The following is a 15,767-nucleotide window of genomic DNA, read 5'->3' as shown; positions in this document are numbered from 1 at the left end:
GCGGGTTACCCCGCGGCATCCGCCCGCCCTGCCCGGCGGGAGCGCCCGTCAGTCGGCGAGCTGCCTGCGCCCGTGCAGGATGCCGCTGACCGTCGCGACGATCGTGAACACGACCGCGACGATCGGCTGCCCGAGGCCCCACCAGGCGAGCGCCGCCGAGAGCATGACCGCGAGCTCGACGAGCGTGCGGCCGAACACGTCGACCCGGAACACCGCCTTCGGCGACACGAACAGCGCCCAGGCCAAGATGGCGAGGGCGGGTGCCCCGATGCCGATCAGCACGCCCGGCCACGGCAGCGGCCAGGCGAGGAACCCCCAGATGCCGAGCGACACGAACGCGAAGAGCTCGAGGAAGAAGCGCACGATGTCGTTCGGGCCGATGGCGGGGGTGTTCGGTGACTCGCTCACCGCACGATTCTACGTTCCTCAGCGGAAGATGATCGTGCGGGCCCCGTCGAGCAGCACGCGGTGCTCGGCGAACCACTTCACGGCCTGGGTGAGCGTGCGGCTCTCCTCGTCCTGCCCGATCGCGACGAGCTCGGACGGCGTGCGGCTGTGGTCGACGCGCACGACGTTCTGCTCGATGATGGGGCCCTCGTCGAGGTCGCTCGTGACGAAGTGGGCCGTCGCGCCGATCAGCTTCACGCCGCGCGCGTGCGCCTGGCGGTAGGGGTTCGCGCCCTTGAAGCCGGGCAGGAACGAGTGGTGGATGTTGATGCAACGCCCCTCGAGCGCGGCGCAGAGCTCGGGGCTGAGGATCTGCATGTAGCGCGCGAGCACGACCAACTCGATGTCGTGCTCGTCGACGGCCTGCAGCACGCGGGCCTCGAACGCGGCCTTCGAGGCGGCATCCGTCACCGGCAGCGACTCGAACGGCACGCCGTAGAAGTCGACCAGGTCGCGGAGGGTGCCGTGGTTGGAGAGCACGAGCGGGATCTCGACCGGCAGCTGGCCGGCGCGCTGGCGGAAGAGCAGGTCGTTCACGCAGTGGCCGGCCGTCGAGGCGAGCACGAGCGTGCGCGAGGGGCGGCCGACCTCGTCGAGGCGCCAGTCCATGTCGAAGCGCGCGACGACCGGGGCGAGCGCCTCGGCGAACTCGTCGCGGCCGGCGGGCGACTCGACCTGGAGGCGCATGAAGAAGCGGCCCGTGTCGAGGCTCGCGAACTGCTGGCTCTCGGTGATGTTGCCGCGCGCCGCGACGATCGCCCCGCTCACGGCGTGCACGATGCCGGGCCCGTCGGTGCAGACGAAGGAGAGGACCCAGTGGTGCAGGTGTTCGGATGCCACGTGCTCGGGTGCGTCAGGCGCGCTGTTCACCCGGCAAGGATATGGCATCGGGTAGACTGGCCCGCGGTCGACGGTCACCGTCGGCCCTGGGCGCGCACAACAGCGCGTAGTCGACCCGCCCGCGTGGACATGCCGCCGGCGGGGAACGCCGTCGGGACAGCTGCACCATGACTGCCACCGAATCCGTATCCGTTCGCGCGCGCTCGCGCGCCTTCCCGTGGACCCCGCTCGCCGTGCTCGGGGCCGCGGTCTTCCTCTCCATCACCGGCGAGATGCTCCCCGCGGGTCTCCTGCCCGAGATGAGCGCCGACCTGCTCGTGCCCGAGCCGTCGATCGGGCTGCTCGTCACCGTGTTCGCGTTCACCGTGGTCGCGACCAGCGCGCCGCTGACCGCGCTCACCCAGCGCATGCCGCGCCGCCGGCTCCTCGTGATCGCGCTCGGCGTGCTCGCGGGTGCGCAGTTCCTCACCGCGATCTCGCCCGACTACGCGTGGGTCGTGGGCTCGCGCATCGTCGGCGGCCTCGCGCACGGCGTGTTCTGGGCGCTCGTCGCGGCGTACGCCGCGCGCCTCGTGCCGCGCGAGCTCGTCGGCCGCGCCGTCGCCGTCGTGCTCGGCGGCGGCACCGTGGCGCTCGTGCTCGGCGTGCCGCTGGCCACGTCGCTCGGCCAGGCGGCCGGCTGGCGCACCGCGTTCCTGCTGGTGGGCGTGCTCACGGCGCTCGGCGCGGTGCTCGTGCGGGCCGTGCTGCCCGTCGCCGAGGCCGACGATGCCGCGTCCGACGGCGCCGCCTCTGCCGAGCGGGCCGCGGAGCCCGCCGGGTCGGTCGCCGAGCGCCCCGCGCTCCGCGACGCCACCGTGCCCGCGGTGCTCGCGGTCTGCGTCGTGACCGCGCTCACGATGATCGGGCAGTACGCCGTCTACACGTACGTCGCGCCCCTGCTCACCGACGTCGTCGGCGTGCGCTCCGCGAGCGTCGGTCCGCTGCTGTTCGTCTACGGCATCGCCGGCGCGGTCGGGCTCGTGCTCGCGGGCTCGGTGCTCGGGCGCCGGCCCACGGCCGGGCTGGTCGGGGCCATGGTGGTCGCCGCGGTCGCCGTCGTCGGCATCGTGCTCGCGCAGGGCGCGACCGCGCTCGCGCTCGTCGCATTCGCGCTGTGGGGCGTCGCGTTCGGGGCGATCCCGCCGCTGCTGCAGACCCGACTGCTGCAGAGCGCGTCGCCGCGCATCCGCGACGTCGCGAGCGCGCTCTACACGACGGCGTTCAACATCGGCATCGGGGGCGGCGCCATGGTCGGCGCACTGCTCTACGGCGGGCTCGGCGTCGTCGCGCTGCCGTTCGCGTTCGCGGTCGTGCTGCTCGCGGCGGTCGGCGCCGTGCTGGCGCCCGTGCTCCGCGCTCGGCGTCAGCCGATCGGCACCGCCGTGCCGAGCGCGCCGTCGACGACGTAAGCCGCCGCCAGCTCCACGTGCGGGCCGACGATCCAGTGGGGGATCGTCTCGCTCGTGCCGTCCGCGTCGAGCACCAGGAGCTGGGCGAGCTGCCCGTCGACCAGGATCGCGACGGTCGCGCCGGGCAGGCCGGTGACCGCCAGGTCGTGCAGCACGCCGCCCGACAGCTGCACCGACACGGTCGGGGTGTCGGCGGCGACCGGCTCGTCGGCGGCGTCCTCGGTGGGCGGGGGAGCGGGTGCGACCGTCTCGGGTGACGGTGCGGGCGCGGCATCGGGGGTCGCCTCTGGGGCGCCGTCCGCATCGTCCGCCTCGTCGGGCTCGGGCTCCTCGGTCGCGCGCGGGTCGCTCGCGTCGGGCGTCTGTTCGACGAGCTCCTCGATGGGTGCCGGCCCCGGCGCCGATCCGTCGTCGCTCGCGTCCTCGCCGGCCACGTCGGGTGCGGCGACCACCGCGGCGGGGGCGGCGCTCGTGGCATCCGTCTCCCCGACCAGCGCGGGGCCGAGGGCGACGGCGGCGACCACCGACGCGGCCACCGCGGCCGTGCCGATCGCGGTGCCCGCGATCGCGCCGCCGCTCACGCCCGATCCCGAGCCCGTCGATGACCCGGCCGCGGAGCCGGCTCCCGCGCCCAGCGCGACGACCGTCGCCGGCGCTCCGGCCTGCAGCCAGCCGGCGTACGCCGTCGCGCCGGTCACCCCCGCGGTGAGCGGCAGCAGCACCATCGCGAGCCGCGAGCCCACCTCGTGCGCCTCGACCGCGACGATCGTGCAGCGCGCGCAGTCGTCCAGGTGCTCGTCGAGCCGCTCCCGGTCGCGTGCGCCGAGCCGGCCGCGTGCGTAGGCGCCGAGGCGTTCGACGGTCCAGCCGCAGTCGGTGTCGGGGTCAGACTCCTGCAGGTGCACGTTGATCCACGCCTGGCGCAGTCCCTCGCGCGCGCGGTAGGCGAGGGCGGCGGTCGCGTTGGCCGACATGCCGAGCAGCGGCGCGACCTCGCGCGGGGCCATCTGCTCGACCTCGCAGTACCAGAGCACCTCCTGCCACCGGGTCGGCAGCGAGCGGAACGCGCGGGCGGTGAGCCCGCGGTCGAGGGCGCTCAGCGCGGCGTGCTCGTCGGTGGCGGGGTCGGCGTGCGCGTCGAGGTCGTCGACGAGCAGCTCGTGGTCGCGCCGGCCCCAGCTGGCCGCGGTGTTGCGGATGGTCGTGAACAGGTACGGGCGGAACGCCCCGCGGGGCCCGCCGCCGGCGAGCACGGCGTCGTAGATGCGCGCGAAGGCCTCGGCGACGAGGTCGTCGGGATCGAGCGTGGAGAAGGAGCGGGCGACCGTCACCCCGGCGGAGGCGTGGCGGCGGAAGAGCTCGCCGAACGCGTCGCGGTCGCCCTCGCGGGCGCGCTCGACCAGCCGGGCGTCGCTCTGCCGGTGCAGCGAGCGTGCGGGTATCAGGGGGCTCACGCGGGCTCTCGGGGGTATTCGGTTCGGGTACCAGCCATTCCACCAGAGATTCGCGAAGTTCGCTCAGGAACCTCGTCGTGTCGCATTCGTCGCGGAACCCGCGTCATGAAACCGCCGACGCCGCATCTCTTCGGGTGAGGGGCGCACGCGGCCCGCTCGGGGGGAGCGCGTGGAGTCCGCTCGGGGGAGCGGAACCGACGGGCCGGGTCCGGGGGCGATGGGGAACACGCCCCCGGGCCCCCTCGTCGCAGGACCCGGCGGATCAGGCGAGCGGATGCCCCGAGCTGACGACCTGCTGGACCCGCAGCGCGTCGTCGAGCAGCACGGCGTCGGCGGCGCAGCCCGGCTCGAGCCTGCCGAGGTCGACCGAGCGGCCGATCGCCGCGGCGGGCGCGACCGTCGCCGCATCGATCGCCTGCACCGGGTCGATGCGGCAGTCGACGACCGTGCGCCGCACGGCGTCGTCGAGCGTGAGGGTGGAGCCCGCGATGGCGCCGCCGTCGCGCAGGCGGGCGACGCCGTCGGCGACGACGACCTCGAGCCCGCCGAGCACGGCCTCGCCGTCGCCGACCCCGGTGGCCGACATCGCGTCGGTCACGAGCGCGACGCGGCCGGGCGCACCGAGGAACGCGAGGCGCACGACCTCGGGGTGCACGTGCACGCCGTCGTTGATGATCTCGAGGGTGACGTGCGACTCGCGCATCGCGGCCGCGATGGGCCCGGGTGCGCGATGGCCGATGCCGGGCATGGCGTTGAAGGCGTGGGTGAGCACGGAGGCGCCGGCGTCGAACGCCGCGAGCGCCTGGTCGAACGTGGCCGCGGTGTGCCCGACGGCGACCGTCACCTCGGCGGCGACGAGGCGCGCGATCGCGTCGAGCGCGCCGGGCAGTTCCGGCGCGATGGTGACCATGCGGAGCGTGCCGTCGGCGGCCTCGAGCAGGCGGTCGACGGCGGCCGCATCGGGGGCGACGAGTGCCGCGGGGTCGTGTGCGCCGCGGTACTCGGGCTGCAGGAACGGCCCCTCGAGGTGACTGCCGAGCACGCGCGGGTCGGCGCGGGCGGCATCGCGCACGACGGCGAGCCGTTCGGTGAGCGCATCCGCGGGCGCGGAGACGAGCGAGAGCACCGAGCGGGTCGCTCCGTGGCGCCGGTGCACCGCGAGCGCCGTCGCGATCGCCTCGGGTCCCTCGTCGAACGAGGCGCCGCCCGCGCCGTGGCAGTGCAGGTCGACGAAGCCGGGCACGAGCCAGCGCCCCGCGGCATCCGTCACCGTCGTGTCGGCGCCCGCGTGCGCGCGCCAGCCGTCGCCGCGCCCGGTCTCGGCGACCACGCCGTCGGCGAATCGCACCCAGGCGTCGACGAGGACGTCGCCGCTTCCCGCGCGGCGGGCGGAGTGGATGACGGTGCTCACCCGGCCACCCTATGCGCCGCGCCCGTGCCGGTCGGCCCGCAGGCGACGCCCATGGCGTCGAGACGGGCACGGAACGCGTCGAGGCGTCGCGCGAACCCGTCGAGGTCGCGCTCGGGCGAGGCGGGCGACCAGGCGATCTCCGCGACCGCGGCGAGGCGCGGGAAGAGCATCCACTCGGCCTCGGGCAGCGTGCGGATCGTCTCGGTCCAGAGGGGTGCCTCGATGCCCAGGATGTCGGCCTCCGCCAGCCCGGGCACGATGCGCGCGGGGTCCCAGCCGTACGCGTCGGCGAGCGAGGTCGGGCCGTTCGCCCAGTCCTGTCCGAGGGGCCGGCCGCCCGGGCCGTCGCCGCCGTCGGGGTACGAGATGTCCAGGTAGGCCACGTCCGACGGCGACAGGATGACCCGGCCGCCCTGCGCGACGAACGATCGGGTGCGCGCCGCGCTGTCGTCCTGCGGGGTGGTCCAGCTCCAGTACTGCCCGATCGTGCCGCGCGGCAGCTCGGGTGAGCGCCCGAGCTCGTGCCAGCCGATCACGGTCTTGCCGGTGCCCGCGGCGATCGCCGTCGCGCGGGCGACGAACGCGAGGTAGTCGGCGTCGCTCGTGGCGAGCGACTCGTCGCCGCCGATGTGCAGGTACGGTCCGGGCGTCATCGCCGCGACCTCGCCGAGCACGCGCTCCACGAAGGCCCACGTGGCGGGCAGGTGCGGGTCGAGCCCCGAGAAGCCGACGTCGACGCCCTCGTACGGCTCCGGCGCGACGCCGTCGGGGTGCAGCTCGGGCACCGCGGACAGCGCGGCATGGGTGTGCCCCGGCAGGTCGACCTCGGGCACGACCGTGAGGTGGCGGGATGCCGCGTGGGCGACGATGCGCGCGTAGTCGGCCGCGGAGTAGTGGCCGCCGCCCCGTCCGTCGACCGAGGTCGAGGCGCCCACGCCGGTGAGCGCGGGGTACGCCTCGACCGCGATGCGCCAGCCCTGGTCGTCGGTGAGGTGCAGGTGGAGGTGGTTGACCTTCAGGAGCGCGACCTCGTCGATGAGGCGCTCGACCTGCTCGACCGTGAAGAAGCGACGGGCGACGTCGAGCATGACGCCGCGGTAGGCGAAGCGCGGGGCGTCGGCGATGCGCACGGCCGGCACGGCGACCGGCACGGGGTCGGGGCCGGCGGATGCCTCGAGCGCGACGGGCAGCAGCTGGCGCAGCGTCTGCACGCCGTGGTGCAGCCCCGAGGGGTGCGGCGCGGCGATGCGCACGCCGGAGTCGGCGACCTCGAGCCGGTAGCCCTCGTCGTCGTCCGCGGCGGCGGCGTCGAGCTCGAGCACGAGGTCGCCGCGCCGCGCCGGGTCGTGCACCACCGCGGGTGCGCCGCCGGTCGCGCGACCGAGCAGGTCCGCGAGGAGCCCGCCGACCGGCCGCGCGTCGTCGTGGGCGACGACCACGCGCGCGCCCGGCTCGAGCACGAACGGCGCCGCGCCGTCGGGCGCCTCGACCGAGACCGGTGCGGGGATGAGGGCGGGCAGTGGCATCGTCGGCATCCGTTCACTCAATAGGCAGGAATCCTAACTATTGTCCCACGCGGACCGTCGCGGCGGGAGGTCGGTGAGCCGCGGGTTCCGAGGCATCCGTTGCTATGCTGTCAGGCGTCGCGACTGGCGTTGAGATGGGTGACCATCGGGGAGCGACTGGCACGCATCCGACCGTTCGCCTGGGCCGGAGCGGATGCCTCGGCGCGAGTCGCCGCGGCAGCATCCACCATCCGGTACGCGTGTCCTGAAGGAGCCAGCCTTGGCAGAGTCCGTCTTCAACCAGCCGCTCGAGGTCGTCGACCCCGAGATCGCCGCCGTCCTCGAGCAGGAACTCGGTCGCCAGCGCGACTACCTGGAGATGATCGCGAGCGAGAACTTCGTGCCCGTCTCGGTGCTGCAGTCGCAGGGCTCGGTGCTCACCAACAAGTACGCCGAGGGCTACCCGGGACGCCGCTACTACGGCGGCTGCGAGTACGTCGACGTCGCCGAGCAGCTCGCCATCGACCGCGCGAAGTCGCTCTTCGGCGCCGAGTACGCCAACGTGCAGCCCCACTCGGGCGCGACCGCGAACGCCGCCGTGCTCTCGGCCATCGCCACGCCCGGCGACACCATCCTCGGCCTCGAGCTCGCCCACGGCGGCCACCTCACCCACGGCATGAAGCTGAACTTCTCGGGCAAGCTCTACAACGCCGTCTCCTACGGCGTCGACCCCGAGACGTTCCTCGTCGACATGGACGTCGTGCGCGACAGGGCACGCGAGCACAAGCCGCAGGTCATCATCGCCGGCTGGTCGGCCTACCCGCGCCAGCTCGACTTCGCCGCGTTCCGCGAGATCGCCGACGAGGTCGGCGCGAAGCTCTGGGTCGACATGGCGCACTTCGCCGGTCTCGTCGCCGCAGGACTGCACCCGTCGCCCGTGCCGCACGCCGACGTGGTCTCGTCGACCGTGCACAAGACCATCGGCGGCCCGCGCTCGGGCTTCATCGTGAGCCGCGACACCGAGCTGGCCCGCAAGCTCAACTCCAACGTCTTCCCCGGCCAGCAGGGCGGCCCGCTCATGCACGTCATCGCCGCCAAGGCGACCGCGTTCAAGATCGCCGCGTCGGAGGAGTTCCGCGACCGGCAGGCGCGCACCATCCGCGGCGCGCAGATCCTCGCCGAGCGCCTCACCGCCGACGACACCCGCGCCGCGGGCGTCGACGTGCTCACGGGCGGCACCGACGTGCACCTCGTGCTCGCCGACCTGCGCACCTCCGAGCTCGACGGCCAGCAGGCCGAGGACATCCTGCACTCGGCGCTCATCACGGTGAACCGCAACGCGGTGCCGTTCGACCCGCGCCCGCCGATGGTCACCTCCGGCCTGCGCATCGGCACGCCCGCGCTCGCGACGCGCGGCTTCGGCGACACCGAGTTCGTCGAGGTGGCCGACGTCATCGCCGAGGCCCTGAAGCCCGGCGCCGACGTCGCCGCCCTGCGCTCGCGCGTCGAAGCGCTCACCGCGCGCTTCCCGCTCTACCCCGGCCTCGAGCAGTAGCCGCATGACCGCGGTCAGGCTGGACGGGGTCGCCACGGCGACGGCCATCAAGAACGAGCTGCGCTCGCGCATCGACAACCTGCGCGAGCACGGCATCGTGCCGGGGCTCGGCACGCTGCTCGTCGGCGACGACCCGGGCTCGCGCTGGTACGTCGCCGGCAAGCACCGCGACTGCGCCGAGGTCGGCATCGAGTCGATCCGCATCGACCTGCCCGCGGCGGCCACCTCCGCCGACGTGCGGGCCGCGATCGCCGACCTGAACTCGGCCCGCGAGGTCACCGGCTACATCGTGCAGCTGCCGCTGCCGCCGGGTCACGACGAGAACGCCATGCTCGAACTCGTCGACCCCGACAAGGACGCCGACGGCCTGCATCCGACCAACCTCGGCCGGCTCGTGCTCGGCATCGAGGGCGAGCTGCAGTCGCCCCTGCCGTGCACGCCCGCGGGCATCGTCGAGATGCTGCAGCGCTACGACGTGCCGATCCGCGGTCGCAACGTGGTCGTGATCGGGCGCGGCATCACGGTCGGGCGCCCGCTCGGGCTGCTCTTCACCCGCAAGGGGCTGGATGCGACGGTGACCCTCACCCACTCGCGCACCGCCGACCTGGCCGCCGAGGTGCGCCGGGCCGACATCGTCGTGGCGGCCGTCGGCGTGCCGCACCTCGTGCAGCCCGACTGGGTCAAGCCGGGTGCCGCGGTGCTCGACGTGGGCGTCTCGCGCGTGCCCGACGAGGAGACCGGCAAGGGCCGGATCACGGGCGACGTCCACCCGGCGGTCGCGGAGGTCGCCGGCCACCTGTCGCCGAACCCCGGCGGCGTGGGGCCGATGACCCGGGCGATGCTGCTCGCGAACGTGGTGAAGGCCGCCGAGCTCCGGCTGCGGTAGCACGGGCCGCGGTCGCCCCGCGGCTTCCCCGGCCGCAGCAGCCCTACAGGAACAGCAGGTAGAGCGCGCCGGCCACGGTCAGCACGATCACGATCCGCTCGAACACCCGCTGCGGCATCCGTCGCATCAGGCTGCGACCGACCAGACCGCCGACGAGCACGGCCGGCACGAGCACGATGTCGAGCAGGAGCGTCGCGGGCGTGATGATGCCGAGCCCGATCGAGAACGGCACCTTCACGAGGTTCACGATCGCGAAGAACCAGGCCGCGGTGCCGAGGAAGGCGGCCGCCGGGAAGCGCGACGCGAGGAAGTACATCGTCATCACCGGGCCGCCCGCGTTCGCGACCATCGTGGTGAACCCGCCGAGCGAGCCGTAGCCCCAGGCGGCCACACGCCCGCCGACCGGTGCGTCGGCCGACGTGCGCCACCGTCGCCAGAGCGTGAACGCGATCACGAGCAGGAGGATCACGGCGATCACCCGGCGCACCCAGGCGTCGTCGGCGACGGCGAGGAAGAGCACGCCGAGCACGATGCCGACGCCGACCGCCGGCGCGAGCCGCACGAGCGCGCCCCAGTCGGCGTGCCGACGGTAGAGCCAGAGCGCGAGCACGTCGCCGACGATCAGGAGCAGCAGCAGCGCGCCCGTCGACGCACGCGACGGCAGCACGGCCGCGAACAGGGCGATCGAGATGGTGTTCGCGCCGGGGAGCGCGGTCTTCGAGACCCCGACCATGAACGCCGAGAACGCGAGCAGCGCCCAGGCGAGGGCGGTCAGGTCGGGCACGGGTTCCACCGTAGCCGTGCCCGTGCGTCGGGTCGGTGCGGCGCCCGCTCAGTGCGGAGGGCTCAGGAGCTCGTCCGGAGCCAGCGCGGTGTCGGGGCCGCAGCCGAGCTCGCCCGGCAGCAGCCGCACGCGCGGCACGCGCAGCACCTGCACGCCCCGGGCGTCGCGCCTGACGAGCAGGCAGTCGTCGGCGTCGCCCATCGCGAAGCCGATCTCGCCGTCGCGCACCACGGCGGCGGGCGCGAACGCCGCCTCGCGCTCGCCGGTCGGCCGCGGCATCCGCTCGCGCACCTCGGCCACGACCTCGTCGGCCGACGGCGATGCGGGCGCCGCCGCGAGCACCTCGACGACGAGTTCCTCCGTGCCGTCGGGCACGACGTACACGGTGCGGGTGTCCTCGGGCGGCTCGATGCGGGTCGCGTCCGGCGGGCAGTCGACATCGCGGGCCACCGCGCGATCGTCGTCCCAGCCGGATCGGCCGGGCGTCACGACGCCCCAGTAGTCGAACTCCGACGCGAAGCAGGCGACGTACGGGGCGCCCTGCCCGGAGGGCCGCAGCGTGACCCGGAACCGCAGTGCGCCGAACGGCTCGCCGTGCACCGCTCCGGCGTAGGCGTCGGTGCCGATCAGCTCGATGCTCCCGCCGGCGGTGTCGGCATCCGCCCAGCGGGCGTAGTCGTCGATCGTGTCGGTGCCGTGCCGGTACAGGCCCCGCGCGAGGTCGGCGGCCGCGGCCCGTGCGGCGGCCTGCGACGCCGCGTCCCGCGCCGCCGACGATGCGGCCGCGCAGCCGGCGAGGGCGGGGGCGAGGGCGACGGCCGGGGCGAGGGCGAGCGCTGCGAGGTGCGCGCGTCGGGTGGGCCGGATCCGCATGCTCGGGCCTCCTTCGACGTTCCGACACACGCTAGCGGAGCCATGCCTCCACTCGGCGCAGCGCCGATCCGTTCACCGGCGCCGCCCGTGCCGTTCACCCGCCGATCATCGCGGGGCCAACTCGCGCTCCTAGCCTCGCGACATGCCCTCCGAGGTGATCGCCCTCATCCCCGCCCGCGGCGGCTCGAAGGGCGTGCCCGGCAAGAACCTGCGCGAGGTGGCGGGCGTGCCGCTGGTCGCGCGTGCGGTGCGCGCGGCGCTCGCCGCGGCATCCGTCGACCGCGTGGTCGTCTCGACCGACGACGCCGAGATCGCCGCCACCGCCGAGGCGGCGGGAGCCGAGGTCGTCGACCGCCCGGCCGACCTCTCGGGCGACGCGGCCAGTTCCGAGTCGGCGCTGCTGCACGCGCTCGACGCCCTCGAGGCCCGCGGGCGCACGGCCGAGGTGCTGGTGTTCGTGCAGGCGACCTCGCCGTTCATCGACCCCGCCGACCTCGACGCCGCCGTGGCGGAGGTGCGGCGCGGCGACGCCGACGTGGTCTTCTCGGCGGTCGAGAGCCACGCCTTCCTGTGGCGGCACACGCCGCGGGGTGCGGCGGGCGTGAACCACAGCGAGGGCGCCAGGCTGCGCCGGCAGGACCGCGAGGCGGAGTACCGCGAGACCGGCGCCTTCTACGCGATGCGCGCCGACGGGTTCCGTCGCGCCGAGCACCGGTTCTTCGGCCGTATCGGGTTCCGCCTCGTGCCCGACGCGCACGCCCTCGAGATCGACACGCCCGCAGACCTCGCCCTGGCCGACGCGCTCGCGGCCGTCGTCTCGCCATCGGCGCTCGTGCCCGCGGTGCCGTGCATCGACGTCGACGCGGTGGTGACCGACTTCGACGGGGTGCACACCGACGACACCGCCCACGTGGGCGGCGACGGGGCGGAGACCGTGCGCGTCAGCCGCAGCGACGGGCACGGGGTGCGCATGCTCCGCGAGGCCGGGGTCCCGATGCTCATCCTGTCCGTCGAGCAGCACGCGGTGGTCGCGGCCCGGGCGGCGAAGCTCGGCGTCGACGTCGTGCACGGCTCGGCCGACAAGGCCGTCGACCTGCGTGCCTGGGCCGAGCGCCGTGGCGTGGCGCTCGGTCGCATCGCCTACCTCGGCAACGACGTCGGCGACCTCGGGTGCCTCAGGATCGTCGGCTGGCCGGTGGTCGTGGCGGACGCCGCGCCCGAGGCCCTCGCCCTGGCACGCCACGTGCTCACGCGTTCCGGCGGCGACGGTGCCGTGCGCGAGTTGTCCGACCTCGTGCTCGGCGGCCGCGCGGCCGCACGGGTGCGGCGCACCGAACCGGCTCCGGCGCTCGCCGGGGCCATCTGGCACTGAGCGGCCGCAACCGAGCCCCGGGAGGGAACCCATGTCGATCCGCATCGGCCGCACCGCGGTCGGCTACGGCGAACCGGTCTACGTCATCGGCGAGATCGGGCTGAACCACAACGGCGACGTCGATATCGCCCGCCGCCTGATCGACGTGGCGGCGGACGCGGGTGCGCAGGCGGTGAAGTTCCAGAAGCGCACGCCGGAGATCTCCACGCCCGAGCACATGCGCGACGTGCCGCGCGAGACGCCCTGGGGCACCATGAGCTACCTCGACTACCGCCGGCGGGTCGAGTTCGGCGTCGCGGAGTACCGTGCGGTGGCCGAGCACGCGGCATCCCGGGGCCTCGACTGGTTCGCCTCGCCGTGGGACGTGCCGTCGGTGGCGTTCCTCGAGTCCCTGGCTGCGTTCGGGCACGAACCGGTCGCCTACAAGGTGGCGTCGGCGTCGGTCACCGACCTGGAGCTGCTGGGTGCGATCGCCGCGACCGGGCGCCCGGTCATCTGCTCGACGGGCATGTCGACGATCGACGAGGTCGACCGCGCGGTCGCGGCGCTCGGTACCGAGCGGCTCGTGCTGCTGCACGCCACCTCGAGCTACCCGATGCCCGCGGCCGAGGGCAACCTGCGCATGATCCAGACGCTGCAGCTGCGCTACCCGGGCGTACCGGTCGGCTACTCGGGGCACGAGCCGGGCCTGCAGGTCTCGCTCGCGGCCGTCGCGCTCGGCGCCGTCGCGGTGGAGCGGCACATCACGCTCGACCGCACGATGTGGGGCAGCGACCACGCCGCCTCGCTCGAGCCGCAGGGGCTGCGGCACCTCGTGCGCGACATCCGAATCATCGGCGAGGCCATGGGCGACGGCATCAAGCGCGTCCACCCGGGCGAGGAGGGGCCGCGCGCGAAGCTGCGGCGGGTGCTGGTGCCGTGAGCGGGGCGTGGAACGGGTCGGGTCCGGTGATCGGGTCGGCGGCTGCGGCTGCGGTTGCGGCTGCGGCTGCGGCCGGGCGGGCGGATGCGGGTGCCGGGCGCCCGCGCCGCATGCTCGTGGTGGCCGACAGCGACTCCTACCTGAAGTGGGGCGCGTCGCTCGCGTCGGCGCTGCCGGGGCCGTTGCGCCCGGGCTCGGGCGTGCCGGGGTCGTGGCGGGTGCAGGTGGTGCTGCTCGACTCGCCCGTGCTGCCGAGCGCCCGCCAGGTGCGGGTCGCCCTCGACGGCACCGCGTGCGCGCTCGACGCCCTGCGCGTGGTCGACCTCGACGGGCTCGACACGATCGTCGACGTGCGGCGGCCCGACGTGGTGCTCCTCGCGCTGCGCGGTCCGCTCGTGCGGGTGGTCGCGCCGCGGCTGGCCGCGCGGGCCGATCGCCCCGTGATCGTGAGCGGGTTCCCGGGCATCACGATCCCGGCCGAGCCCAAGGCGATCGTCTACCGCGAGCAGTCCGACCTCGTCGTGCTGCACAGCCGGCGCGAGGTGCGGGAGTTCTCGCGCAACGCGGCCGGCCTGCCGGTGGACCTGCGGTTCGGGCTGGCGCGGCTGCCGTTCCTGGGGGCGTCCGGGGCGGGTGCGGGGGCGGATGCGGCCGGCGGGCACGACGCCGTCGCCGACGCGCCGGTGCGCGCCGACGTGGTCTTCGCCGTGCAGGCGAAGGTGCCCCGCCAGCTCGAGGACCGCGAGCGCCTCGTCGACTGGCTGGTCGACGCGGCGCGCGCGCAGCCGCAGCGCCGGGTCGTCGTGAAGGTGCGCGCCCGCTCGGGCGAGGCGCAGACGCATGCCGAGGCGCACGACCTGCAGGACCTGCTGGCGGCGCGCGCGGCGGCCGGTGGGCCGGGATCGGTGCCCGCGAACCTCGTCGTGGAGGACGGCCCGATGTCGGCGCACCTGCGCGACGCCGCGGCGCTGGTCACCGTGAGCTCGACGGCGGTGCTGGAGGCGGTCGCGGCGGGGGTGCCGGCGCTGCTGCTCGATGACTTCGGCATCGACCGGGCCATGATCAACACGGTGTTCGCCGGCAGCGGGCTGCTCGCCGGTCACGACGCGTTCACGGCGGGGGAGTACCGGCACCCCGACCCGGGCTGGCTCGACGACAACTACTTCCACCCCGCGACCGATGACGACTGGATCGCGCGGCTCGTCGAACTGGTGGTCGCGCGCGACCGTGGCGAGCTGGCGCCGCGGGTGCGCCGGCACAACCTGACCGGGGGCGCGCTGCGGCGCGCCTACGAGCGGCGGCGGATGCTGGGCTCGCACGACACGGGTCCCGCGGCCGTGGCCGGTGCCGCCGCGACGGCCGTCGCGCTGCCCGCGCGCTGGGTGCTCCGTCGCGCGCGCCGGGTGCGTGCGGCGCTGCGGCCCGGGGCATCCGCGCCCGCCGGGTTCCACGCCGTCCCGGAGCGGGTGCCGAGCCGGTCGGCCTGAGTCGCGGCCGGTCCCGGTCGCGCATGCCGCGCGGGGAATGTCGGTGGTCACTGCTTGCATGAGGGTATGGAGGAAGCAGGGCACGACGCGATTCCGGTGGTCGACGCGCCGCCGCGCCTGCCCGCGCCCGACGAGATCGACATCGAGTGGGCGCTGCTCGACGACGTCATCGACGAATGGCGGCGGGGGGAGTCGGCGGATGCCTCCGGGCTGCCCGCCGACGCGCGGCGCGCGGCGCTGCTCGACCTCCACGTGATCGAGATCGCCGCGCTGACGGCGCAGCTCGATCGGGTCGCTGCGCGACGTGCGTCGCTCGTCGCAGCCGCGCAGCGCGAGTCTGCGGCCATCGACGAGGAGCGCGCCGCGGTGCGCGAGCGCGCCGGTCTACGCGTGGAGTCGCCGCGCCGCCGGGCGGAACTCGTGCGCCGATCGCTGACCGCGGAGATCGCGTGCGCGACCCGAACGACCGAGGGTGCGGTCGCACGCTGGCTGGGCGAGGCGGAGGCGCTGGCCGACGGGCTCGACGCGACGATGACCGCCGCGCTCGACGGGCGCATCTCCTACCTGCACGCCCGCACGATCGCCGACGAGGCCGCATCGCTGCCCGCGTCGAGCCCGACCGCGACGGCATGGCGTGGTTGACGGCACACCTGCCCGCAGTGGCGGCGGCCCGCATCGACGCGCGACTCACCGACACCGCCGGCCGGTTGGGCGCACTCGAGGGCGAGGAGCGCACCGACGCCCAGCTGCGCGCCGACGTGCTCGCCGACCTGCTGCTCG

General features: G+C 74.9%; 14 protein-coding genes and 1 riboswitch. Of the genes, 7 read left to right on the top strand and 7 right to left on the bottom strand.

Annotation, left to right across the window (positions count from 1 at the left end):
* Positions 1-48: 48 nt before the first annotated feature.
* Both ABZK10_RS00780 and purU read right to left on the bottom strand, forming a co-directional pair.
* A complete protein-coding gene (locus ABZK10_RS00780; protein ID WP_353807279.1) occupies positions 49-408 on the bottom strand; it encodes a YrdB family protein in 360 nt (119 codons plus the stop codon).
* Positions 409-426: 18 nt separating this feature from the next.
* The gene (gene purU / locus ABZK10_RS00775) at positions 427-1,272 is read right to left on the bottom strand and encodes a formyltetrahydrofolate deformylase (RefSeq protein WP_436408520.1); all 846 of its coding nucleotides are present in this window, start codon (positions 1,270-1,272) and stop codon (positions 427-429) included.
* Positions 1,273-1,454: 182 nt separating this feature from the next.
* On the opposite strand from purU, the gene ABZK10_RS00770 reads away from it, so the two are divergent.
* Positions 1,455-2,738 (top strand): MFS transporter, encoded by a 1,284-nt coding sequence (locus tag ABZK10_RS00770; RefSeq protein WP_353807277.1) that lies wholly within the window; start codon positions 1,455-1,457, stop codon positions 2,736-2,738.
* Here ABZK10_RS00770 and ABZK10_RS00765 read toward each other — a convergent pair.
* From ABZK10_RS00765 to ABZK10_RS00755, 3 genes are all read right to left on the bottom strand, one after another.
* On the bottom strand, positions 2,693-4,192 hold the full coding sequence (locus ABZK10_RS00765; RefSeq protein WP_353807276.1) for a sigma-70 family RNA polymerase sigma factor: 1,500 nt from the start codon (positions 4,190-4,192) through the stop codon (positions 2,693-2,695). The genes ABZK10_RS00770 and ABZK10_RS00765 overlap by 46 nt on opposite strands.
* Before the next feature lie 262 nt (positions 4,193-4,454).
* Positions 4,455-5,603, bottom strand: coding sequence for an N-acetylglucosamine-6-phosphate deacetylase (locus ABZK10_RS00760; protein ID WP_353807275.1), 1,149 nt, complete (start codon positions 5,601-5,603; stop codon positions 4,455-4,457).
* Positions 5,600-7,138: a beta-N-acetylhexosaminidase gene (locus ABZK10_RS00755; RefSeq protein WP_353807274.1), complete on the bottom strand. Its 1,539-nt coding sequence runs from the start codon at positions 7,136-7,138 to the stop codon at positions 5,600-5,602. Before ABZK10_RS00755 ends, ABZK10_RS00760 begins: the two co-directional genes overlap by 4 nt.
* Before the next feature lie 100 nt (positions 7,139-7,238).
* Positions 7,239-7,321: riboswitch (ZMP/ZTP riboswitch) on the top strand.
* A gap of 67 nt (positions 7,322-7,388) precedes the next feature.
* Here ABZK10_RS00755 and glyA point away from each other — a divergent pair.
* Together glyA and ABZK10_RS00745 are read left to right on the top strand one after the other, a co-directional pair.
* The gene (glyA, locus tag ABZK10_RS00750; protein WP_353807273.1) at positions 7,389-8,663 is read left to right on the top strand and encodes a serine hydroxymethyltransferase; all 1,275 of its coding nucleotides are present in this window, start codon (positions 7,389-7,391) and stop codon (positions 8,661-8,663) included.
* 4 nt (positions 8,664-8,667) lie between these two features.
* Positions 8,668-9,549, top strand: a complete 882-nt coding sequence (locus ABZK10_RS00745; RefSeq protein ID WP_353807272.1) for a bifunctional methylenetetrahydrofolate dehydrogenase/methenyltetrahydrofolate cyclohydrolase — start codon at positions 8,668-8,670, stop codon at positions 9,547-9,549.
* A 43-nt stretch (positions 9,550-9,592) separates the two neighbouring features.
* Here the strand turns inward: ABZK10_RS00745 and ABZK10_RS00740 are convergent, their stop codons facing one another.
* Both ABZK10_RS00740 and ABZK10_RS00735 read right to left on the bottom strand, forming a co-directional pair.
* Positions 9,593-10,333 carry a sulfite exporter TauE/SafE family protein gene (locus tag ABZK10_RS00740; protein WP_436408477.1) on the bottom strand — a complete coding sequence of 247 codons (741 nt, stop codon included), beginning with the start codon at positions 10,331-10,333 and terminating at the stop codon, positions 9,593-9,595.
* A gap of 48 nt (positions 10,334-10,381) precedes the next feature.
* Positions 10,382-11,206, bottom strand: a complete 825-nt coding sequence (locus ABZK10_RS00735; protein ID WP_353807270.1) for a hypothetical protein — start codon at positions 11,204-11,206, stop codon at positions 10,382-10,384.
* 142 nt (positions 11,207-11,348) lie between these two features.
* Between ABZK10_RS00735 and ABZK10_RS00730 the strand changes: the two genes are divergently transcribed.
* The 4 genes from ABZK10_RS00730 to ABZK10_RS00715 all read left to right on the top strand — a co-directional run bounded on the left by ABZK10_RS00730 (position 11,349) and on the right by ABZK10_RS00715 (position 15,629).
* Complete coding sequence (locus ABZK10_RS00730) at positions 11,349-12,578, top strand: cytidylyltransferase domain-containing protein (RefSeq protein WP_353807269.1); 1,230 nt, start codon at positions 11,349-11,351, stop codon at positions 12,576-12,578.
* Positions 12,579-12,609: 31 nt separating this feature from the next.
* Positions 12,610-13,500, top strand: a complete 891-nt coding sequence (locus ABZK10_RS00725; RefSeq protein ID WP_353807268.1) for an N-acetylneuraminate synthase family protein — start codon at positions 12,610-12,612, stop codon at positions 13,498-13,500.
* Between the two features lie 119 nt (positions 13,501-13,619).
* Positions 13,620-14,987 carry a DUF6716 putative glycosyltransferase gene (locus ABZK10_RS00720; protein WP_353807267.1) on the top strand — a complete coding sequence of 456 codons (1,368 nt, stop codon included), beginning with the start codon at positions 13,620-13,622 and terminating at the stop codon, positions 14,985-14,987.
* Between the two features lie 66 nt (positions 14,988-15,053).
* The gene (locus tag ABZK10_RS00715) at positions 15,054-15,629 is read left to right on the top strand and encodes a 13E12 repeat family protein (RefSeq protein WP_353807266.1); all 576 of its coding nucleotides are present in this window, start codon (positions 15,054-15,056) and stop codon (positions 15,627-15,629) included.
* The last annotated feature ends 138 nt before the right edge of the window (positions 15,630-15,767 follow it).

Origin of the sequence: Agromyces sp. SYSU T00194 (genome assembly GCF_040496035.1) — a bacterium.
GTDB classification, from domain to species: domain Bacteria; phylum Actinomycetota; class Actinomycetes; order Actinomycetales; family Microbacteriaceae; genus Agromyces; species Agromyces chitinivorans.
Note: the sequence above shows the minus strand (reverse complement) of the source record. Positions and strands in the feature narration are given on the sequence as shown.

Coding starts and splice junctions, on each gene's coding strand:
- ABZK10_RS00730 (WP_353807269.1), top strand. CDS start 11,349: ATGCCCTCCGAGGTGATCGCCCTCATCCCCGCCCGCGGCGGCTCGAAG.
- ABZK10_RS00745 (WP_353807272.1), top strand. CDS start 8,668: ATGACCGCGGTCAGGCTGGACGGGGTCGCCACGGCGACGGCCATCAAG.
- ABZK10_RS00735 (WP_353807270.1), bottom strand. CDS start 11,206: ATGCGGATCCGGCCCACCCGACGCGCGCACCTCGCAGCGCTCGCCCTC.
- ABZK10_RS00770 (WP_353807277.1), top strand. CDS start 1,455: ATGACTGCCACCGAATCCGTATCCGTTCGCGCGCGCTCGCGCGCCTTC.
- ABZK10_RS00755 (WP_353807274.1), bottom strand. CDS start 7,138: ATGCCGACGATGCCACTGCCCGCCCTCATCCCCGCACCGGTCTCGGTC.
- ABZK10_RS00715 (WP_353807266.1), top strand. CDS start 15,054: ATGGAGGAAGCAGGGCACGACGCGATTCCGGTGGTCGACGCGCCGCCG.
- ABZK10_RS00725 (WP_353807268.1), top strand. CDS start 12,610: ATGTCGATCCGCATCGGCCGCACCGCGGTCGGCTACGGCGAACCGGTC.